The organism is Haloarcula sp. DT43 (assembly GCF_037078405.1).
Classification (GTDB): Archaea; Halobacteriota; Halobacteria; order Halobacteriales; family Haloarculaceae; genus Haloarcula; species Haloarcula brevis.
This window is the reverse complement of sequence record NZ_JAYMGZ010000002.1, coordinates 685,864-705,427: the sequence shown is the minus strand read 5'-3', so window position 1 is coordinate 705,427 and position 19,564 is coordinate 685,864. Positions and strand designations below refer to the sequence as shown.

General features: G+C 68.8%; 18 protein-coding genes. 9 read left to right on the top strand and 9 right to left on the bottom strand.

Translation table 11 applies throughout. The features are described 5' to 3' along the window. Positions 1–37 precede the first annotated feature (37 nt). Positions 38–550 carry an HTH domain-containing protein gene (locus VI123_RS10990; RefSeq protein WP_336338091.1) on the top strand — a complete coding sequence of 171 codons (513 nt, stop codon included), beginning with the start codon at positions 38–40 and terminating at the stop codon, positions 548–550. On the opposite strand, the gene VI123_RS10985 is transcribed toward VI123_RS10990, so the two are convergent. The 3 genes from VI123_RS10985 to VI123_RS10975 are packed head-to-tail and all read right to left on the bottom strand — an operon-like array spanning position 547 to position 3,846. Further along, complete coding sequence (locus tag VI123_RS10985; RefSeq protein WP_336338090.1) at positions 547–1,683, bottom strand: ABC transporter permease; 1,137 nt, start codon at positions 1,681–1,683, stop codon at positions 547–549. The two genes, VI123_RS10990 and VI123_RS10985, sit on opposite strands and share 4 nt — an antisense overlap. Next, positions 1,673–2,356, bottom strand: coding sequence for an ABC transporter ATP-binding protein (locus VI123_RS10980; RefSeq protein ID WP_336338089.1), 684 nt, complete (start codon positions 2,354–2,356; stop codon positions 1,673–1,675). Before VI123_RS10980 ends, VI123_RS10985 begins: the two co-directional genes overlap by 11 nt. Beyond that, positions 2,353–3,846, bottom strand: coding sequence for a COG1361 family protein (locus tag VI123_RS10975; RefSeq protein ID WP_336338088.1), 1,494 nt, complete (start codon positions 3,844–3,846; stop codon positions 2,353–2,355). Before VI123_RS10975 ends, VI123_RS10980 begins: the two co-directional genes overlap by 4 nt. 165 nt (positions 3,847–4,011) lie before the next feature. Between VI123_RS10975 and VI123_RS10970 the strand changes: the two genes are divergently transcribed. Then, complete coding sequence (locus tag VI123_RS10970) at positions 4,012–4,890, top strand: carbohydrate kinase family protein (RefSeq protein WP_336338087.1); 879 nt, start codon at positions 4,012–4,014, stop codon at positions 4,888–4,890. Here VI123_RS10970 and VI123_RS10965 read toward each other — a convergent pair. Next, positions 4,887–5,903: a phosphotransferase family protein gene (locus tag VI123_RS10965; protein WP_336338086.1), complete on the bottom strand. Its 1,017-nt coding sequence runs from the start codon at positions 5,901–5,903 to the stop codon at positions 4,887–4,889. The two genes, VI123_RS10970 and VI123_RS10965, sit on opposite strands and share 4 nt — an antisense overlap. Positions 5,904–5,982: 79 nt before the next feature. Next, positions 5,983–7,155, bottom strand: a complete 1,173-nt coding sequence (locus tag VI123_RS10960) for a sensor histidine kinase (RefSeq protein ID WP_336338085.1) — start codon at positions 7,153–7,155, stop codon at positions 5,983–5,985. A gap of 123 nt (positions 7,156–7,278) precedes the next feature. Here VI123_RS10960 and VI123_RS10955 point away from each other — a divergent pair, with 123 nt between their 5' ends. After that, the gene (locus VI123_RS10955; RefSeq protein WP_336338084.1) at positions 7,279–8,436 is read left to right on the top strand and encodes a dihydropteroate synthase; all 1,158 of its coding nucleotides are present in this window, start codon (positions 7,279–7,281) and stop codon (positions 8,434–8,436) included. 18 nt (positions 8,437–8,454) lie between these two features. Here the strand turns inward: VI123_RS10955 and VI123_RS10950 are convergent, their stop codons facing one another. Together VI123_RS10950 and VI123_RS10945 are read right to left on the bottom strand one after the other, a co-directional pair. Beyond that, the gene (locus VI123_RS10950; protein ID WP_336338083.1) at positions 8,455–9,135 is read right to left on the bottom strand and encodes a haloacid dehalogenase type II; all 681 of its coding nucleotides are present in this window, start codon (positions 9,133–9,135) and stop codon (positions 8,455–8,457) included. Positions 9,136–9,226: 91 nt separating this feature from the next. Then, positions 9,227–9,559, bottom strand: coding sequence for a DMT family transporter (locus VI123_RS10945; RefSeq protein WP_407066996.1), 333 nt, complete (start codon positions 9,557–9,559; stop codon positions 9,227–9,229). A gap of 232 nt (positions 9,560–9,791) precedes the next feature. Between VI123_RS10945 and VI123_RS10940 the strand changes: the two genes are divergently transcribed. Further along, complete coding sequence (locus VI123_RS10940) at positions 9,792–10,790, top strand: TIGR04024 family LLM class F420-dependent oxidoreductase (protein WP_336338081.1); 999 nt, start codon at positions 9,792–9,794, stop codon at positions 10,788–10,790. A 10-nt stretch (positions 10,791–10,800) separates the two neighbouring features. Here VI123_RS10940 and VI123_RS10935 read toward each other — a convergent pair whose 3' ends face one another. After that, positions 10,801–11,493, bottom strand: a complete 693-nt coding sequence (locus VI123_RS10935) for a 6-hydroxymethylpterin diphosphokinase MptE-like protein (RefSeq protein ID WP_336338080.1) — start codon at positions 11,491–11,493, stop codon at positions 10,801–10,803. A 407-nt stretch (positions 11,494–11,900) separates the two neighbouring features. On the opposite strand from VI123_RS10935, the gene VI123_RS10930 reads away from it, so the two are divergent. Beyond that, positions 11,901–13,355, top strand: coding sequence for an alpha,alpha-trehalose-phosphate synthase (UDP-forming) (locus tag VI123_RS10930; protein ID WP_336338079.1), 1,455 nt, complete (start codon positions 11,901–11,903; stop codon positions 13,353–13,355). Here VI123_RS10930 and VI123_RS10925 read toward each other — a convergent pair. Beyond that, positions 13,352–14,206 (bottom strand): DUF7537 family lipoprotein, encoded by an 855-nt coding sequence (locus VI123_RS10925; protein ID WP_336338078.1) that lies wholly within the window; start codon positions 14,204–14,206, stop codon positions 13,352–13,354. The genes VI123_RS10930 and VI123_RS10925 overlap by 4 nt on opposite strands. Before the next feature lie 166 nt (positions 14,207–14,372). Between VI123_RS10925 and VI123_RS10920 the strand changes: the two genes are divergently transcribed. The 4 genes from VI123_RS10920 (at position 14,373) to VI123_RS10905 (ending at position 19,563) form a co-directional block, all read left to right on the top strand. Beyond that, positions 14,373–15,440 (top strand): polymer-forming cytoskeletal protein, encoded by a 1,068-nt coding sequence (locus VI123_RS10920; RefSeq protein ID WP_336338077.1) that lies wholly within the window; start codon positions 14,373–14,375, stop codon positions 15,438–15,440. A gap of 222 nt (positions 15,441–15,662) precedes the next feature. Continuing rightward, positions 15,663–16,619 carry a nucleoside hydrolase gene (locus VI123_RS10915; RefSeq protein ID WP_336338076.1) on the top strand — a complete coding sequence of 319 codons (957 nt, stop codon included), beginning with the start codon at positions 15,663–15,665 and terminating at the stop codon, positions 16,617–16,619. An 85-nt stretch (positions 16,620–16,704) separates the two neighbouring features. After that, entirely contained in the window at positions 16,705–17,787 is a 1,083-nt protein-coding gene (locus VI123_RS10910; RefSeq protein ID WP_336338075.1) for a M24 family metallopeptidase, read from the top strand. 78 nt (positions 17,788–17,865) lie between these two features. Further along, on the top strand, positions 17,866–19,563 hold the full coding sequence (locus VI123_RS10905) for a glycoside hydrolase family 13 protein (RefSeq protein WP_336338074.1): 1,698 nt from the start codon (positions 17,866–17,868) through the stop codon (positions 19,561–19,563). Position 19,564 lies beyond the last annotated feature (1 nt).

Here is a 19,564-nt window from a genome sequence, read left to right as displayed (position 1 = left end):
TTTGAGGGTTTCCGGTGAAGCTAGCGACGAGAAAGCTATGACAGGGGACATACACCTCCGGGCGGAACTGTATCTTCGCGGGGATACCTACGGGACGTTCGACGCGCAGCAACAGGTCCTCAATCGGGTCAAGCGACTGGAAGCGAACGGCGTGTTCAGCGAGTCGATGGTCGCCGGCGAGTGGCAGCGCATCCGGACGATGGCCGAGGACAAGCGATCCGAGGCCATCCAGACCTACGAGGAGTTCGCGGACTGGGCGGACCGCAACGGCCATTCGCTCGAACCGGCCTTCGAGCGCCGGACCCGGAGCTACGTCGGGATGGACCGCGTCGACGACGTCGTCGTGTTCCCGGTCGTCTCGCTGGCGATTTACGACGGCGACGAGCTGGAGGGCGTGTTCCCGTGCTCGGACGCCGAGCGGACCTACACCGTCGGTGACGCGCTGGAAGCGTTCGAACGCGGCGACGAGAACTGGCTCGCGCAGTTCGACTCGCTGTCGGTCGACCGGACCGACCCGCTGCTGGAGCCGGGCGTCGAGCCGACGATTTAACCGCGCAGCGCGTCGACCGGTTCCTCGCTCGCCGCTTTCCAGGCCGGGTACAGGCCGCTGACGATGCTCGTCAGCACGCCGAAGGTGAACGCCGCGCCGACGTACCAAGCGTTCGGTAGCCTGAAGACGGCCATCGCGTCACCGACGGTGTAGTGGTTTATCGCCAGACCAGCGCCGAGACTGAGGACGACCCCGGCGACGCCCCCGAGGACGCCGAGCAGCGTCGCCTCCATCAGCATCACTTTGAGGACGTCCCGTTTCTGGTAGCCGACGGCCCGCAGGACGCCGATTTCCTCGCGGCGTTCGACTGTTGACATCAGCATGACGTTGAGAATCGAGATGCCGGCGACAAGCAGCGATATCGACGCGATGCCGGCGAGGACGGTGTTTATTATCTGGAACTGCTGTTCGATTGTGTCGACGAGCGAGCCCAGTTCCATAACGTTGACGCGCTCCCGTCGGTCGTTGAGCGAGTTCCGGATAGCCATCGCCGTCTCGTTGGCTCGCGAGCCGGTGGACTCGACGACGTACACCTGCGAGTATCCCCGCTCCTGGAAGGAACTCGCCGGCAGGAAGATTCGGTTGTCCGGGTTGAGCGTGGAGAAGGCGTCGCCCTCAGCGAGGACAGCCCTGACGCGGACAGTGCTCTCGTTGACCGTAATCGTGCTCCCCGGATGGAGGTCGTGCTCCTCGGCGACGTTGGCCCCAACCAGCGCGCCGGTTCGGAACGGCTCGGTGACACGGCCCTCGCTTTCCTCGTAGAGTTCCGCTGGGTTCTCGACGCCGTATATCACCTGTCTCCCCGTCGTCCGTCTGTCGAACGAGACCGGCTCGACGCGCTGCTTGACTGGCGCAACGGTCGCCGTGGGGCTCGCGACCCGGCGGATGTCGCGCACGTCGCGCTCGGTGAGTTCGGTGACGTTCTCGGCGGCGTTCGGTGAGACCGTTATCTGGTTGCCGATGTCGCCGAGGTTCTGGGTAAAGGAGTACTGGAGGGCGACGCCGAACATCCCGAGGGAGGCGATGGCGACGACGCCGATGACGATGCCAAGCGACGCCAGCAGCGACCGCATCTTCGTCCGCGTGAGGTTGCGCCGCGCCATCAGCGCGGCCGGGAAGAACCTACCCGCCATTCTTCCGCTCCCTCCCGATGGTCCCGTCGACCAGGTGAACGGTCCGGTCGACGTACTCGTTGACCAGGTCGTCGTGGGTGACCGCGACGATTGCCACGTCGTCCTCGTCGGCGATACGGCGGAACTCGTCGAGTATCTGTCGTCCCGTCTCGCTGTCTAGGTTGCCCGTCGGCTCGTCGGCGAGGACGACCTTCGGGCTGTTGATGAGCGAGCGCGCGATGGCGACCCGCTGTTTCTGGCCGCCCGAGAGTTCGTCCGGGCGGTGGCCCAGCCGGTCGCCGAGCCCGAGCCGCTCCAGGAGCGACCTGGCGCGGGTCGTGACCTCGGGGTCGCGGTCCAACAGCAGGGGCACCTCGACGTTCTCGACGGCCGTCAGCGTCGGCAGGAGATAGAAGTGCTGGAAGACGAACCCGATAGTGCGCTTGCGAAGCGACGTTCGCTTGCGGTCACCCAGGCCGGTCACGTCCTGGCCCTCTAGCAGGACCGTCCCCTCCGTCGGCGTGTCCAGGAGCCCGAGGATGTTCAGCAGGGTGGTCTTGCCGCTGCCGCTGGGCCCCATAATCGAGACGAACTCGCCGGCTTCGAGCGCGAAGTCGATACCCGCCAGCGCGTACAGGGTCTGGCCGCCGGTGCGGTACCGTTTGACCAGCCCCTCTGCGTCGATGACCGTCATACCTCGATGTCGTCGTCACCGCGGCGGTAGCGACGCACGAGGACGGCGACGACGACCAGCAGCGCCAGCCCGCCGGCGACGAACACCGGGAGCATGCTGTTCTGGCTCCCGCCCCCGCCGTCCGCGTCCTGGCTCTGCTGCTGTGTCACACCGCCCAGCCCGTCGATATCAACGTCGAAGGTCTGTCGCTTCCGCGTGTCGTCGACGAGGTACGTCACTTCCAGCGGGACCGACGAGACGTTCCCCTCGGTGCGGGCGTACACGTCGAAGGAGACGAAGTCGCTGGCCGGGACCGTGCCGACGAAGTAGTCGCGGTTGGGCGTCGCCGGCGTGACGCTCTCGGTGTCGACGACGCTGACGAGGACGCTGTCGGCGTCCGTCGACCCGGTGTTGCTCGCGCTCCCGGATATCTGGAGCCGGCCCCCCTGCCGGAGCACGTCCAGGCCGGTGAGGTCGATGGTACCCGGGACGGACCGGAGCGTCGTCTCGGCGGTCGTCTGCTCGGTCTCGGTGCCGAGTTCGTAGTCGGCGGTGACGGTGACGTCCGCACGCGGCTCGTCCATCGTGGCGTTCAGCCGCACCTGGCGGGTCGTGCTGGCCGGGACGGTTTCCAGCAGCACGCGCTGGAACGACGCGTTCTCCGAAGCGGCGCTCACGATGACGTCCGTTATCGGCGCGTTAGCCCCGTTCGAGACCGCGACGCGCAGTCCGCGGTCGGTGCCGCTGCCGACCGCGGTCGTGTCCAGTTCCACGCTGTTTCGCAGCGGGTCCGACTCGATGACTATCGTCCGTGTCGTGGTCCGGGAGATGTCGCCGGCTATCGTGTAGCTGACCGTCGCGGTCAGCGTGTGCTGGCCGGCCGAGGAGGGGCGAAACCGGAAGGGAGCGGTCGCCGACTCGTCCTCTGCGACGCTGGACTCGACCGTGCGGCTCCGCGTCATCTCGACGCCGTCGCCCTCGACGACGACCTCGACGTTGGTTATCCGGGTGTCGAGGCCGTTCGCGACGGTGACCTCGCCGGTCGATTCGACGCCGGCGACGGAGTCGTTGGCCATGACGTCCACCTGCGGGTGGCGCTCCTGGACGTTCAGCTTCACCGGGTATCTGAGTTCGACGTTCTCGCCGGTGCCGCGGTCGCGGCCGTAGACGATGACCCGGAGGTCCTTGCTCCCCGCCGAGTCGAAGGACGCGGTCAGGGGAACCTCCAGCGTGCTCCCGGGGGAAATCGAGCCCAGGTTCGAGACGCGGTCGTACTCCGTGATGCCTCGCCCGCCCGCCCTGCGGACGGCGATGTCGTTGATTTCGAGCGGGGCGTCGCTGTTTTCGAGGTTTCGCACCGTCGTGTCGAACGTGACGGTCTCGCCCGGTGCGGGCGAGGACGGGGTCACCTCGACGTTCGAAATCGACGCGTTGACGCTGGCACCGGCGACCGAGACCGGGAGCGAACCGACGACGACCAGACAGGCGAGGACGGCCGCGCCGTACCGCATCACGCGGTCACCCCTGACGGGTGCCGTCTGTCAGTCCGACCGCTCATCGGGAGGCTGCTATCGGGGACCGTTACCATGTGGGCCGGTCCGTCCCGGTCGATGTTAAATATACTGTATATCCCACAGTGGAAAACTGCTATCACGGCGGGCCGCCCACCGGTTGCCATGCGCGTCATCTGTGCCGGCCACGTCAACTGGGACGTGACGCTTCACGTCGACCACGTCCCGGAGCCCGACGGGGAGGGGCGCATCACCGACCGGACACAGGCCAGCGGGGGGAGCGCGGCGAACGCGGCGGTCGCGCTCGCCGGACTCGGGGCCGACCCGCTGGTCCTGGGGAGCGTCGGCCGGGACGACCACGGGCGGATGGCACGGCGCGAACTGTCGGCGGCCGGCGTCGAGACGCGGCTGGTCGAGTCGGACGAACCGACGGCGGTGAAGTACCTCGTCGTCGACGAGGCCGGCGACGTCGTGGTGCTGGGAAACGACGGGGCCAACGAGGCGTTTCGCGCGTCGGACCTCCCGGCCGAGCGGCTGGCCGGGGCGGCCCACCTCCACCTGACCGGGCAGGACCCCGCGACGGCCGCGGCGCTGGCGCGTGACGCCGCGACCGCGGGCGTTCCGGTGAGCTTCGACCCCGGCCGCCGGCTCCCGTACCGCGATTACTCGGCGGTGCTCTCGCACGCTGACGTTCTCTTTTGCAACGACCGAGAGGCCGACCACGCGGGGGACGCCGGCCTCTTCGAATCTGTTCCGACTGTCGTGGTCAAACACGGTGACAGCGGCGCGACGGCTCACACGGCTGCGGGGACGGTCACGAACGCCGGGTTCCCGATAGAGCCGGTCGACACCGCGGGGGCGGGGGACGCGTTCGCCGCCGGGTACGTCTTCGCGACGACGCGGGGGACCGAACCGGACCGGGCGCTCGCGGTCGCCAACGCCTGTGGCGCGCTCGCGGCACAGTCGCCCGGCGCACAGACGACGCTCGACTGGGCGTCGGTGCGGGACCTAGTCGAGGACGAGCAATCGCCCGGGCCGGCCTAGTCCGTCCGTATCTCCCCGACGAGGCGCTCGAACTGCTGTCGGTACTGGGCTTCGGCGCGGGCGACGGCGAGGCCGGACGCCTCGGCGAAGGCGGCCTCGAAGCCGGCCATCCGCCACAGGAGCGTCGAGAGCTGGTAGAGGGGGCGTCGCCGCTCGTACCCCGCGTCGAAATCCATCGGTCGCATCTCCCGGTACCCCTCGCGGAACGCCGACCGGAGCGACTCGCGACGGTCCGGGTCCTGAAACGACGAGTCGACGAAGAGGAACTCCGTCTGTGCGAGGTTGTACTCCGGCAGCGCCGCGAGCACGTCCTGCCAGTCGAGGACGGCCGTAATCGGCGCGTCCGCCGACGGGTCGAACATCAGGTTCGCCGGCCTGAAATCGTCGTGTACCAGGCGCGGCACGCCGTCCTCGGGGACCGTCTCCAGGGCCGGTTCGATGCACTCCCTGGCCCGAGCGGTCACGTCCGCGAAGGGCGTGTCGTCGAGACGGGAGAGGTGGGCCCTGGTGAGCCGCTCGAAGTAGTCCCGCCAGCTCCCCATCCAGTCGCTCACGACGATGCGGTCGTCGTGGAGCGTCAGGCGGCCGAACGCCTCGAAGCCGATTTCCGAGTGTATGTCGCCGAGTAGCCGGCCGGACTGGGCCAGCACCCGGCGGCGGTCCGCTGCCGAGAGCCCGGCGAATTCGGCGGCCAGGTTCTCGCCGTGGATGCGCTCGGTGACGAAGTACGGCGGCACGTCGGCGGCCGGGTCGTCCTCGTGGACGAGGATGCGCGGCACGGGCACGTCGGTCCGGGAGGCGACGAACTCGTGGAGGCGGGGCTCGACGGCGAAGGGGACGTCCCCCGGCGGCTTGAACTTCACGACCACCTCGTAGGTCTCGCCGTCGTGGCGCAGCGTCACCAGGTAGACGTCGCTCTGGTGGCCCTGGCCGGGCGTCTCGAACCGGAACCCGTCGTAGTCCGGGCCCGACTCCGCCAGCACCGTTTCGATGTCACGCTCCGGGGTCTGCACTGACGGACCGTATAGCGGGCGAGCAGATAAATCCCGTCGGCGATGCGGACAGCACGCCCGGGTCGTCGACAGACCTGCGCTACCAGGAGTGAAACGGCGACACCGGTTTCGTTCCGTCGGTCACCTCGAAGCGTGCGCCGCCGGTCCGGCTCTCCGTCACCGAAACCTCCCAGCCGTGGGCATCGACGATCTGGGCCACGATGGACAGGCCGAGACCGGAGTCCCCACCCGAGAACCCGTCGACAGCGAGGAGGTCGTCCCGTTTCTCGACCGGGATACCCGGCCCGTCGTCGGCGACGTAGAAGCCAGTCGCTCGACGCCCCCCGTCGTCGCCGTCCGTCTCGCCGTCGACAATCGGCCCGACCCGGACGGTCGCGGCATCGCCCGCGTGGTCCGCCGCGTTCCGAAAGAGGTTCTCGAACACCTGTTTGAGGCGCTCTTCGTCGCAATAGACCGGGAGCGACCCCTCGACCACCAGTGTCGCGTCGGCGGTCCTGGCCATCGCCCAGGTCCGCTCGGCGAGCGCGTCGAGGGAGACCGCGGTCCGCTCCTCGACGGCGTACCCCTCTCTGGCGAGCGTCAGCAGGTCGTCGATGAGCGCTTCCATGCGGTCGACGCCCGCCTCCGCGTCGTCGAGATGGGACAGGTCGCCGGTCGCACGGGCGAGGTCGAGACGCCCCTCGACGACGTGGAGCGGGTTTCTGAGGTCGTGTGAGACGACGCCGATGAACCGCTCCATCCGGTCGCGCTGGACGCGGAGGTCGTGTTCGCGCTCGGCCTTCTGCAGTGCCGCCTGGACGTGGGTGGCGTACATCCGGGCGAGCCGAACCGTCTCGTCGTCGAACGCGACGGGAGTGAGCGACCCGATGTTGACGACGCCGTACTCGTCCAGCGGGAGGATTATCTCACTGCTGACCGGCGAAGCGTCGTTGTACTGGTTTCGCTCGTCGTCGAGTTCGGAGTACGTCCGGACCTCGTCCCGTTCGAACGCCTCCCACGAGAGGCTGTTGCCGGGACGGTAGGTGACCGGCCTGTCGAACACCTCGTCCGCTCGCTCCGTCGACGCCGCCAACTGCAACTCCGACGCGTCGCCGTCGTACAGCCACAGCGCCCCGAGTTCCACGTCGAACACGGACGGGATGCCAGCCATCGCGGTGTCGCATATCTCACGTTCGGACGCCGCAGCCATCAACTCCCGCGTGACGGTCTCGAACGAATCGAGGTCGAACGCAACCGTGGACTCCCCACCCATCCCGTATAGTTCATGCAACGATGTATATAAATCGCGGTGATTCACCGTCAGTGATAGGTCCCGCGGCGCGGCTCCCCCGCCGATGTCGCGGGGTCTTTGTACGCCCAGTCCTCAGGGAGCGGTATGCGCACGGTCGAAATCGACGGCCTCCCGGTTGGCGATGGCCACCCGACTCGCGTCATGAGCGTGCTGAACATGAGCTCCAACTCCGGGTACAAGCCGAGCGTGTACCTGGACCCCGAGGAGGCCGCCGAGGCCATCGAGGAGACCCTCGTCCCCGCCGGCGCGGACATCGTCGACGTGGGCCTCCAGTCGGCCAACCCCAAGTACGAGTCCAAGCCCGTCGAGATGGAGAAAGACCGGCTCGAGGAGGTCGCGCCGCTCGTCGACGAACTCGACGCCGACGTGCCCCTCTCGCTCGAAACGCGGTACGCCGAGGTCGCCGAGGAGGCCATCGGCCACGGCTTCGACCTCATCAACGACGTGTGTGGCTTCGCCGACCCGGACATGAAAGGCGTCGTCGAGGACCACGACATGCCGGTCGTCAAGATGGCCAGCCCGCCGGACCTCGCCCGGCCGGGCGCGCTCAAGACCATCGACGACCTCTTCGAGGCGCTCCAGCGCGACGGGTTCACCGACAGGACCATCATCGACCCGGCCTTCGGCGGCTGGTACGACGGCAAGGAGTTCGAGGACAACTGGGAGATGTTCCGCCGTCTCCGGGAATTCCGCGCCTTCGACCGGCCGATGCTGACCGCGACCAACCGGGAGGACTTCCTCGGCGACCTGGCCGACCAGCCCGAGACCGAGAACCAGCTCGCGGTGTCGCTCGCGGCGGCGACGATGGAGGTCGAACGCGGAGCCCACATCATCCGCACCCACGACACGCGAGAGACCCACGACGTAGTGCGAGTGGCCGACGCGCTCGGCGACGAGCGGACGACCCGCGCCGAGACCGAGCCCGGCCCGACCGTCGCGGAGCTGACCGACGTGACTCTGCGGGAAGTCGCGCGCCACCAGTCGCTCGGCCAGACGGTCGCTGGCGGCACGGACGACGGCGCGACGCTCACGTTCCTGCTGGGCGACCTGACCGACGACGCCCGCGCCAGCCTCCGGGCCGTCGCCGAGGTGACCGACGTGGTCGTCGTCGAGAAAGACGGCGGCGCGCTCTACGTCGGGGGCGCTGCAGCCGCGGTGAAGGTCGTCGCCGACAGCCTCGCCGAGGACGGCCACCGCGAACTGGCCGGCGAACTCCGGGCGTCGCTGTCCCGCCGGGTGTAGACTGTCCGTCCCGACGCGCTACGGTAGCTCGTCGTAGAGGTCGTGGAACGACCCGATGGTGAGGTCCGGCTGGCCGGCGAAGGCGTCCCACGGGCCGCCGTCACGGTTGACCCACACGCCCTGCATCCCGGCGTGCATCGCGCCGTAGACGTCGAAATACCCCGCCGTGACGTGAGCGATGGCCTCGATTTCGGTCCCGGTCCGGGCCGCAGCGTGGCGGTACAGTTCGGCCGCCGGCTTGAACGTCGCTATCTCGTCTGCGCTGACCGTGTCTTCGAGCAGGCCGCCGATGCCGGCGAAATCGACCATGGAGTCGAGCATCTCGGGGTTGCCGTTCGAGACGACGTAGAGGTCGTAGCCGGCGTCGTAGAGCTTGTTCATGCCGTCGCGCACGTCGTCGAAGACATCGAGTTCGTGATAGACCGCGAGAATCTCGTCGCGCTCCTCCGTCGTGATGTCGACGCCGTGTGCGTCCAGCGCGTACTGCAAGGCGTCGCGGTTCATCTCGTAGAACGGCTTGTACGCGTCTATCTGGTTGGCGAGGAACGTGTACGCAAGCGAGCGCGAGCGCCAGAGCTGCGACACCGGCCGGGGGTCGTCCACCCGGTCGGCGAGGGCTTTCTGGGCCGCCTCGACGTCGACGATAGTGCTGTACGAGTCGAACGTAACCGTCGTCACGCGGTCCGGGTCGAACGGCATAGAAGCCCGTAGCACCGGCGGCCTCATATAGCCGGTCGCCGACTCGCGGCTCGACAGTCCGAGACACGCGCAGTGTCGGTCGTGACCCGGCTCAGTGCGCGGCCGTCTCCGAGAGGACGTTGATACAGTACACACCGGCGACGATGAGCAGGACGCCGAGGAGGCCGACGGCGTCGATTGGCTCGTCGAACACGACGACGCCGATTGCGGCCACGCCGACGATGCCCAGCGCGGCCCAGGTGCCGTAGACGACGCCGAGAGGGAGTTCCTCCAGCGTCAGCGATACCAGATAGAACGCCAGCCCGTAGCCGACGACCACGCCGAGGCTGGGGACCGGCCGCGAGAAGCCGTTCGAGAGCTTCAGCGACGTGGTGCCGAGCAGTTCCGACGCGATAGCGGCTCCGAGGAGGGCGTAGGGGTTCACGGGTACACTCGGCGACAGCGGTGGACAGTTGATATACATTTCGTCGCCCGAGGCGTCACCGAGCTGCCCACGCAGTGGCGCTGGCAAGCGGCAACTGCGGGTGAATAAACCGTCGACAACGGGCCGCAGTCCCCCTCGCATGTGGCTTTATCTCCCGTGAGACCGCACTGCGAGCCATGTTCCAGACAGTCGAAACGCGGCCGGTCGCCGGCCGACGCGCAGGAGGTCGCAGATGACGGCGCGCGACGTGTACCTCCCGGTCGCGGCACAGCCCGCCGTCGACACCCTGGTCGGGATGAGCCAGCAGGCCGAGGAGCGCGGCTACGACCGTGTCTGGCTCCCGGAGACGTGGGGGCGGGACGCGGTGACGACGCTGACCAGCATCGCCGAGCACACGTCGACGGTCGGGCTCGGGGCGTCGATTCTGAACGTGTACTCGCGGTCGCCGGCGCTGCTCGGCCAGACCGCGGCCACGCTCCAGGAGGTCTCGGACGGGCGCTTCCGCGCCGGCGTCGGCCCGTCCGGCCCAATCGTCATCGAGGGCTGGCACGGCCGGGAGTTCGAGCGCCCGCTCAAGTACACGCGGGAGGCCGTCGAGGTGATGAAACTGGTCCTCTCGGGGGAGCGCGTCGAGTACGACGGGGACGTGTTCTCGCTGTCGGGCTTTCGGCTGCGCTGTGAGCCGCCCGAGCCCGCGCCGCCCGTCGACGCCGGCGGACTCGGCCCGAAGTCGGTCGAACTCGCCGGGCGCTTCGCCGACGGCTGGCACGCGCTGATGCTGACCGCGGACGGGGTACGGGACCGGCTCGACGACTTCGAACACGGGGCCGACCTCGGCGACCGCGACCGCGCGGCCCAGCGGGTGACGCTGTCGCTGACGTGCTGTGCGATGGACGACCGCGAGCGGGCCCGCGAACTGGCCCGCCAGCACGTGGCGTTCTACATCGGCGGCATGGGGACGTTCTACCGCGACGCGCTGGCCCGCCAGGGGTACGAGGACACCGCGTACGAAATCGCCGAGCAGTGGGGATCGGGCGAGAAGGCCGCGGCCGCAGAGGCCATCGGCGACGAGCTACTGGACAGCATCGCCGTCGCCGGCACGCCCGAGGAGTGCCGCGACCGCCTGGCGCAGTTCGAGGCCATCGACGGCGTCGACGCCGTCAACGTCACGTTCCCCCGGGCGGCCGACCGGGATACTATCGACGCGACTATCGATGTGTTAGCGCCCTGAATCTGGAGCGTCAGTCGCCGGTGACCGGCGCGATGTCGTCGCGTCGGCCGTCGAGCACGTCGAAGCGCTCGCCGCGGCGCTGTTCCAGCCAGCGGAGAAGGCGCTCGGCCCACCGGAGTTTCCGTCGCTTCTCCGCAGTCACGGACGGGTCGTCGAAGTCCCACCCGGGGAACACCAGCGAGCCAGCGCCGAAGTGGTCCGCGAGGAACGCGGCGCGGTCGCCGTCGGTGAAGCCGCCGTAGTTGCGGACCGGCGGGGCGGGCCCCGCCTGCGTCGTCGGGACGACGAATTCGCTGTCGTAGGCCGGGACGTGGGTCTCCAGCGCCGGGACGTTGTCGCCGTGGGCGTGGACAGCGACCGGCGTCCCCTCGGCGGTCAGTTGCCGCCCGGTGTCCGCGTTCTTGTCCAGGTCCGTGACCATGCAGTCGACGGCGACGCCGGCCGCTCGGAGGCGGTCGGCGGCCGTCGACGCCGCGAGGACGACGTCGGCCTCGACCGCGCGGTCGGCCTCGGATTCCAGCGACGGGCCGGCCCCAGCGACGGCGACCGTTGCGCCGTCGAGCCCGAGTCCCGTCGGGTCACAGGGTTCGTCGCCGTCGAGCAGTTCGACGAGGCGGTCGCGGGCGCGCTCGTCGCCGACGCGGGGATAACCGAAGTCGTCGAGGAGGGCCTCGTACACTGGTTCCCAGGTGCGAAATTCCATCCGTTGTGAGAGAGCACGCGGTGGACGTCCTTCTGTCTTGTTCACTCGCGTCGGTCGGGCAGGTGCCCACACAACGGGCCGGAGCGGAGCCGTCGCTACCGGATTCGCGTTCAGATAAACCGAGTTGAGCCGAAATGGCACGTCCGTGTACCCCTACCCGGGTGCCCTTTCGGCTTTCACCCCTTTCTTTCGAGGCCTCCGGTATAAGTTTTCTCTTACTGCCAGCCCCGGGAGCAATCGCCACGGGCCGGCACGGACCGCTGTGCCCGGTCCGGTCGATGAGCGCCGTCGCAGACGGCCGCCGTGACGACGGCCAACCACCGTCCGTCTCCCCAACCTATTCGGTCCCGAACACGAATCGCCGGGCCGCGACAGTCTCAAGACGGGGGAGTCCCTATCGGCGGCAAATGGTTCCGGAACTGTCAGAGAGCGGTCAGGACGGCGCAGTTCCGGACTCGCTCGTGGTCGTCTCGAACCGCGAGCCGTACAGCCACGAGCGCGGCGACGACGGCGAGATACGGGTCCAGTCCGCGGCTGGCGGGCTGACGAGCGCGCTCGACCCGGTGATGCGGGCGCGGGGCGGCACCTGGGTCGCCTGGGGGAGCGGCGACGCCGACATGGCCGTGGCCGAGGACGGCGTGGTCGAGGTACCGCCGTCCGACCCCGCCTACGAGCTGAAACGGGTCCCGCTCTCGGAAGCGGCGGTACAGGGCTACTACTACGGCTACGCCAACCAGGTGCTCTGGCCGCTCTGTCACGAGGACACGGGCCGGATGTGGGCCGAGCCCGCCTACTGGGAGCAGTACCGCGCCGTCAACGAGCAGTTCGCCGAAGCCGTCGATACGGTCGCCGAGGCGGGCCAGCCGGTCTGGTTCCAGGATTACCACCTGGCACTCGCGCCCGGACTGGTCCGAGAGCGACGGCCGGACGCGACGCTGTTGCAGTTCTGGCACATCCCCTGGCCCGCGCCGTCGGTGTTCCGGCACTGCCCCCACAGCGACGCGCTCCTCGACGGGTTGCTGGCCTGCGACGTCGTCGGCTTCCACACGGCGGCGTACGCCGAGCAGTTCCTGCACTGCGTCGACGGCGCGTTCCCCGCGGCGACCGTCGATGCGGACGGCGGGACGGTCATCCGCAACGGAGGCGAAACGCGAGTGGTGGCGAACCCGCTGGGCGTCGACGTTGAGGGGGTCCGGGACCGGGCACGGGCCGCCGACGTGGCCGGCGTCCGGGAGGCCGTGCTGGGCGACAGCGACTCGGACGCGTCGATTCGCCTCGCGCTCGGCGTCGAGCGGCTCGACTACTCGAAGGGCATCCCCGAACGCATCGAGGCGCTAGCGCATCTCTGGGACCGGCGGCCGGACCTCCGGGGAGAGTTCACGTACGTCCAGAAGGCGAGCCGGACCCGGGAGGGTATCGCCGCCTACCGGCGGTACCGGGCGGACGTCCGCGACGCCGTCGACCGTGTCAACGACCGCTTCGGGACCGACGACTGGCAGCCCATCGTCTACACCGAAGCGGCCCTCGACGACGGGACGCTCGCCGGGCTGTACCGGGCGGCCGAGGCGGCGGTGGTGACCCCGCACCGCGACGGGATGAACCTCGTCGCCCACGAGTACTCGGCGGCCTGCGTCGACGGCGACGGGGCGCTCGTGCTGAGCGAACTGGCCGGCGCGGCGTCGTATCTGGACGGCGCGCTGACGGTCAACCCACACGACATCGCCGCGATTGCCGACGCCGTCGAGGCGGCGCTGGAACTCGACGGCGCGGCGGCACGCGACCGGCTGGAACGGCTCCGGGACAGCGTCGAGGCGCTGGACAGTGCGGACTGGGTCGCCAGGCAGTTCAGCGCCCGGTGCTAGCTGCGTCGGCCCTCCGCCTCCGACAGCCAGTCCGGCTCCGTGACAGTGGTGTCACCGACCCGCGAGACGGACAGCGACAGCGTCACCGTCACCGGCTGGCCGTCGCGCTCGGTCGTCACGCGGTAGTGGAACGACCGGACGACGCCGTCCCCGTCGACGAGGACGGCCGCGCTGGCCGAGTCCACCGTCCCGTTGGCCGAGACGTTCGCCGAGACGGCGTCGTCGGCCGCGAAGCCGGTGATGTCGCCCCCGCTCGCCTCGAACCGAGAGACTGCGACGCCGTCGACCGTCTCAGTGCCGGCGTAGGTCCAGTCGATGTCGGCCCCCAGCGACTGGAGCAGCGAGCGGTCGATGACGCCGCTGTCGTTGACGGGTTGGACCTGCCCGTCGTAGGGAGCGGATGCGGTGCGGTAGTCGGTCAGGTCCTCGTCGCCGCGGGCGAGGACGCGGCGCTCGGTGGTGGTCCCGTCGGCCGTGTAGGTCGTCGTCACCAGCGCGTCGCCGTTCGGCTGTACCAGTTCACCGGTCGACAGCGACCGGCCGCTCTCGCGGTCGACGGCGACGGTTCGGTTGATGAACACGGACCGGTTCTCGCCGTCACGAACCGTCGAGAGCCGGAACGATAGCGAGGTGGTAAACGACGAGTCAGACAGCGTCGCGAAATGCCCGCGCTCGACGGCCGCCGCGTCGAACCCGGACGACCCCGGCGCGGGACCGTTGGCGTCGGCCGACGTCGTCGCCGTGGTCGTGCCGCCCGGCCCCTGCTCGGAGCCGAGCAGTCCGGTACAGCCGGCGGTGGCCGTCAGTAACACCACGAGCGCAAGCGAGAGGTGGCGGCGTTGAAGTGACATACTGGAGTCACTGTATCGGCGGAGTAGTTCGTTATGGCCGTTCAGCTGTCACGTTCCCGCCGTCGGGACGCAGTGATCCCGCCGTCCGGGGTCGTGCCGCCCGCGTCCGACCAGCGTCAGACGCCCGTCATGCACGTCATGAGGGTTTAATACGAACGAAACCGCTATGCGAACTGTGCCTCTCGGCTCCGACCCGCTGTCCGAACTCGACATCCCCGACGGCACCACCGTCGAGGAACACGACCTGGTGACCGACGGCGACGTCATCGTCGGCGGCCAGTCGACCGTGGAGTTCGGCGTGCGCGGGCGGACGGTCATCGCAGACGAGCGGGTCCGCTTCGGCGGCCACATCGAGGCCGAAGGCGACTGTCGGCTGGACATGTGGTGTGACGTCGCGGACAACGTGCTGGTCGGCGAGGACGCCTACATCGGCGAGCGAGTACACATCGGCGGCGAACTCCGGGTCGCGGGTGACCTAGACATCGGCGACGACGTGGACATCGAGAACGGGTTCGAGGCGAACGGCTGGATAGTCATCCGGAACCCGATGCCGACCATCGTGTTCCTGTTCGTCTATCTCTCACAGCTCCTCCGCATCGGCGAGGAAGACGCGGCGGAGGCGGTCATCGAGGAGATGCTCGACGACGGCAGCGGTGACCACGACCCGGTGCTCATCCCGCGCGGCGCGAGCGTCTCCGACGACGCCTGGCGCGTCTCGACGCCGGCGACGGTCGGGGACGACTGCCGGCTCCACGGCAACATCCGCGCGAAGGCCCTCGAAGTCGGCCGCGACACGGTCGTCTTCGGGAGCCTGCGGGCGAAAAACGATATCGTGGTCGGCCGGGGCACGGAGATAAAAGGGGACGTGACGACCCGCGGCGGCACCGTCCGCGTCGGCCCGGGCGCGAAGGTCTGGGGCGACATCTCCGGGACGACCGTCGAACTCCACGAGAACGCGACGGTCGACGGGACGATTCGGGCCAGCGAGGAGATGCGGATGCACACCGAGACGGTGCTTGACCGGCCGGACGAGTCCGCCGCGGCGATGGCCGAGATGGCCGAATCGCTCGAAGCCGACACTGACACTACGGAGCCAGCGACCGAACGGGACGAGAGCGACTCGGCTGACGACGCCACAGACGGTGGAGCCGACGACGAAGACGAGGCGGCGACAGACAGCGACGGTTCCGCGGACGGTCCCGACGTGAAAGAGGCGACGGAGTCCGCGGAGTAACCACTCGGAGTTTTCGCCACCGCGAGCGGCAGTGCTGCGTGGTTGGCCGCCGGTGGGACTCCCAGTCCCGCTGCCAGCGCTACGACGACGCCTCGCAGCATCGGCGAGTCGAACATCGACACAGACCTCGGCGAAATCGTCGTCGGGGACGCGTGGAGTGGGGCGGGGGAGTCCGGACTGTTCGTCCCCGCCTGATTTGTGTCCTCCCTCCGATGAGGGGGTATGCGACGCGTCATCATCGACACGGACACGGCCGGTGACGACACGCAGGCGGTTTTGCTCGCCTGTCTCAGCGACCGAGTTACCGTCGAAGCACTCACCGTCGTTGCCGGCAACGTGCCCTTCGACAGGGAGGTCGAGAACGCGAAGTACACGCTTGACCTCGCCGACGCCGCCGACGTGCCGGTCTACGAGGGGGCGAGACAGCCCCTCATCAAGGAGTTCGAGCACGCGACGTACATCCACGGCGAGGACGGCCTCGGCGGGGACCTGTGGCCCGATACCGACATCGAGTCGGCGGCCGGTTTCGCTCCCGACGAAATCGTCGCCCGCTGCCGGGCGGCCCCGGGCGAAATCACGCTGCTCTGTATCGGGCCGCTGACCAATCTGGCGCTGGCCTACGCCCGCGAGCCAGACCTCCCCGACCTCGTCGACGAGGTGTGGGTGATGGGCGGGAACGTCAACTGTGAAGGGAACGTCACCCCCGCCGCGGAGTTCAATCTGTGGGTCGACCCCGACGCCGCCCGGCGGGTGTTCGACGCCTTCGAGGTGACGCTCGTCGACTGGGGCCTGTGCCTCCGGGACGCGGTGTTCGGACCGTCCGAGTTCGGGACCATCGCCGCGTTCGACACCGAGCTGGCCTCGTTCTTCGAGTCGGTGACCGAGAAGGCACGGGCGTTCAACGGCGACGGCGACGACCCGGGCTGGACGGCGCTCCCGGACAGCGTCACCGCCGCCCTGCTGGCGTACCCGGAACTCCGCGAGGCGGTGTCGACGTACCACGTCCAGGTGGACGACCGCGAGGGACTCACCCGCGGGTACACCAGCGTCGACGTCAACGGCGTGACCGACGGGGAGCCGAACACACACGTCGTGGAAGCCGTCGACAGCGAGGCCTTCCGGGCGGTCATGTACTCGCTGCTCCGGTCCCGGGACCCGGACAGCGGTATCGCCGAGTGAACTCCAGGGTGGACAGCGGGCCGTCGCCGTCCCGCGGCCGGGCGTTCCCCTTGGATTTTACTACGGGTGCGGGTCATGTCGGGATATGACGCTCACAGACCGTCTCGACCAGTATCTGCAGACAGCGGGGCTGGAAGCCGTATGGTTCGCCCGACCGAACTCCTTCGCGTGGCTCACCGGTGGCGGCGACAACGTCGTCGACCGGGAGGGCGAGGTCGGCGTCGCCGCCGCGGGCTACGACGGCGACGAGATACGGGTCGTCACCGACAACATCGAAGCGCCGCGGCTCCGCGACGAAGAACTCGACGAGGGCGTGCCCGTCGAGACCGTCGACTGGCACGCGGAGTCGCTGGCCGACGCCGTCGCGGCGGCGAGTCCGACCCCGGCGGCGGCGGACTTCGACGTGCCCGGCTTCGACTCGGTCGACCCGACGCGGCTCCGACAGCCGCTGACCGACGCCCAGGTGGCGCAGTACCGCGAACTCGGGCGCGACACCGCCGCGGCGGTCGAGAGCGTCGCGCGCAGCGTCGAGCCGTCACACACCGAACTCGACGTGACCGGGGTGCTCAGGCAGGAACTCGAAAGTCGGGGCATCGCCGCGCCGGTCGTGCTCGTCGGCAGCGCCGAGCGGGCCCAGTCCTACCGGCACTACACCTCGACCGACACGGAACTCGGCGACTACGCGCTCATGTCGGTGACCGCCCAGCGCGACGGCCTGCACGTCAGCACCACCCGGTCGGTCGCGTTCGACCCCCCAGAGTGGTTCACGGAGCGGACCCGCAAGGCTGCCCGGGTCGAGACCTCGGCGCTGGCCGCGACGCGGGCGGTCGGCCAGGCGGGCGGCACGGCGGGCGACGTGTTCGAGGCCATCCAGGACGCCTACGCCGAGGTCGGCTGGGAGGGCGAGTGGCGCAATCACCACCAGGGCGGCGCGGCGGGCTTCGCCGGCCGCGAGTGGATTGCCACACCCGGCCACGGGGCCGAAGTCGCGCTCCCGCAGGGGTACGCCTGGAACCCGACCGTCGCCGGTGCGAAGAGCGAGGACACGCACCTCGTCTCGGACGACGGCGTCGAACTGCTGTCGTCGACCGGCGACTGGCCGACCGAGACGGTCTCGGCGGTCGGCTACGACCTCGAACTCCCGCGACACGCGGTGCTAGAACTGTAGCTGGACTCCGACAGGAAATTTACAACAGCAGTTGTATTAATCCGTGGATTTAAGCAACGGCTCAGGCTACCCCTGTGTATGACCGCGGAGCGCGCCTGGTGGAAAGAGGCAGTCGTCTACCAGATATATCCCTGGAGCTTCAACGACAGCGACGGCGACGGCATCGGCGACCTGCAAGGCATCATCGAGCGACTGGACCACGTGGCGGACCTCGGCGTCGACGTCATCTGGCTCAACCCCGTCTACGAGTCCCCGCAGAAGGACAACGGGTACGACATCAGCGACTACCGGGCCATCCACGAGGAGTTCGGGACGATGGCCGACTGGGAAGCCCTGCTCGAAGAAGTCCACGACCGGGACATGCGGCTCGTTATGGACCTCGTCGTCAACCACACGTCGGACCAACACGAGTGGTTCCTGCGGTCCCGACAGCGCGACCCGGAGTACGAGGACTACTACATTTGGCGCGAGGGCGGGACGGACGAGAACGGCGACCCCGTGCCGCCGAACAACTGGGAGTCGTTCTTCGGCGGGTCCGCCTGGGAGTACGACGAGGAGCGGGGCGAGTACTTCCTGCACCTCTACGACACCTCCCAGCCGGACCTGAACTGGCGCAACGACGCCGTCCGACAGGACGTCTTCGACACCATCGAGTGGTGGCTAGAGAAGGGCATCGACGGTTTCCGGATGGACGTCATCAACCTCCTGTCGAAGGTCGAGGGGCTGCCCGACGGCGACCCGGACGGCGAGTGGGTCGGGTCCGAACACTTCATCAACGGGCCGGAACTGTCGTCGTATCTGACGGCGCTGGACGAGGAGGTGCTGTCGAACTACGACGTCATGACCGTCGGCGAGATGCCACAGCTCACCGTCGAGTCAGCCCGCGAGTACTCCGGTGCGGACGGCCCGCTGGACATGGCGTTTCACTTCCAGCACACGAAACTGGACTACGCCGACGGGAAGCGGTGGTCGGTCGGCGACTGGAGCCTGCCGGAGCTGAAACGCATCACCGACCGCTGGCAGGACGGGCTGGCCGAGGACGGCTGGAACGCGCTGTACTGGGAGAACCACGACCAGCCCCGGAGCGTCTCCCGCTACGGCGACCCCGACGAGTACCGCCGGGAGTCCGCGAAACTGCTCGGGACGTTCATCCTCACGCTCCGTGGCACGCCCTACATCTACCAGGGCCAGGAACTCGGGATGACCAACGCCGACTGGGACACGATGGACGACCTCCGGGACGTCGACGCCGTCAACCACGCGCGGGAACTGCTCGACCGCGACGGCGTCGACGGCTACGACGACGTGAGAGACGTGGTCGGCTACCGGACCCGCGACAACGCCCGGACGCCGATGCAGTGGGACGACTCGCCCAACGCGGGCTTTACCGACGGCGACCCCTGGATTCAGGTCAACTCGAACTACACGGAGATAAACGCCGCCGACCAGCGACCGGACGAGGGGTCGGTCTACAACTACTACCGCCGGCTCATCCGGTTGCGCTCCGACCGCGACGTGCTGGTGTACGGCGACTACACCGACCTGCTCCCGGACCACGAGTCCGTCTTCGCCTATACGCGGTCGCTGTCGACGGATGCGGGGACCGAGCGGGTCCTCGTCGTCCTGCATTTCGACGACGGAACCGACACCCTCGACCTCCCAATCGAGTACGGCGACGCGACGCTGCTCGAGTGTAACTACGACCACGACGACGCGGACCCGGGGACGGTGACGCTCGCGCCCTACGAGGCCCGCGTGTACGAGCTGTCCGACTGAG

Coding starts and splice junctions, on each gene's coding strand:
- VI123_RS10910 (WP_336338075.1), top strand. CDS start 16,705: ATGACGCTCACAGACCGTCTCGACCAGTATCTGCAGACAGCGGGGCTG.
- VI123_RS10950 (WP_336338083.1), bottom strand. CDS start 9,135: ATGCCGTTCGACCCGGACCGCGTGACGACGGTTACGTTCGACTCGTAC.
- VI123_RS10955 (WP_336338084.1), top strand. CDS start 7,279: ATGCGCACGGTCGAAATCGACGGCCTCCCGGTTGGCGATGGCCACCCG.
- VI123_RS10975 (WP_336338088.1), bottom strand. CDS start 3,846: ATGCGGTACGGCGCGGCCGTCCTCGCCTGTCTGGTCGTCGTCGGTTCG.
- VI123_RS10920 (WP_336338077.1), top strand. CDS start 14,373: ATGCGAACTGTGCCTCTCGGCTCCGACCCGCTGTCCGAACTCGACATC.
- VI123_RS10905 (WP_336338074.1), top strand. CDS start 17,866: ATGACCGCGGAGCGCGCCTGGTGGAAAGAGGCAGTCGTCTACCAGATA.
- VI123_RS10935 (WP_336338080.1), bottom strand. CDS start 11,493: ATGGAATTTCGCACCTGGGAACCAGTGTACGAGGCCCTCCTCGACGAC.
- VI123_RS10985 (WP_336338090.1), bottom strand. CDS start 1,683: ATGGCGGGTAGGTTCTTCCCGGCCGCGCTGATGGCGCGGCGCAACCTC.
- VI123_RS10930 (WP_336338079.1), top strand. CDS start 11,901: ATGGTTCCGGAACTGTCAGAGAGCGGTCAGGACGGCGCAGTTCCGGAC.
- VI123_RS10980 (WP_336338089.1), bottom strand. CDS start 2,356: ATGACGGTCATCGACGCAGAGGGGCTGGTCAAACGGTACCGCACCGGC.
- VI123_RS10990 (WP_336338091.1), top strand. CDS start 38: ATGACAGGGGACATACACCTCCGGGCGGAACTGTATCTTCGCGGGGAT.
- VI123_RS10960 (WP_336338085.1), bottom strand. CDS start 7,155: ATGGGTGGGGAGTCCACGGTTGCGTTCGACCTCGATTCGTTCGAGACC.
- VI123_RS10915 (WP_336338076.1), top strand. CDS start 15,663: ATGCGACGCGTCATCATCGACACGGACACGGCCGGTGACGACACGCAG.
- VI123_RS10940 (WP_336338081.1), top strand. CDS start 9,792: ATGACGGCGCGCGACGTGTACCTCCCGGTCGCGGCACAGCCCGCCGTC.
- VI123_RS10970 (WP_336338087.1), top strand. CDS start 4,012: ATGCGCGTCATCTGTGCCGGCCACGTCAACTGGGACGTGACGCTTCAC.
- VI123_RS10925 (WP_336338078.1), bottom strand. CDS start 14,206: ATGTCACTTCAACGCCGCCACCTCTCGCTTGCGCTCGTGGTGTTACTG.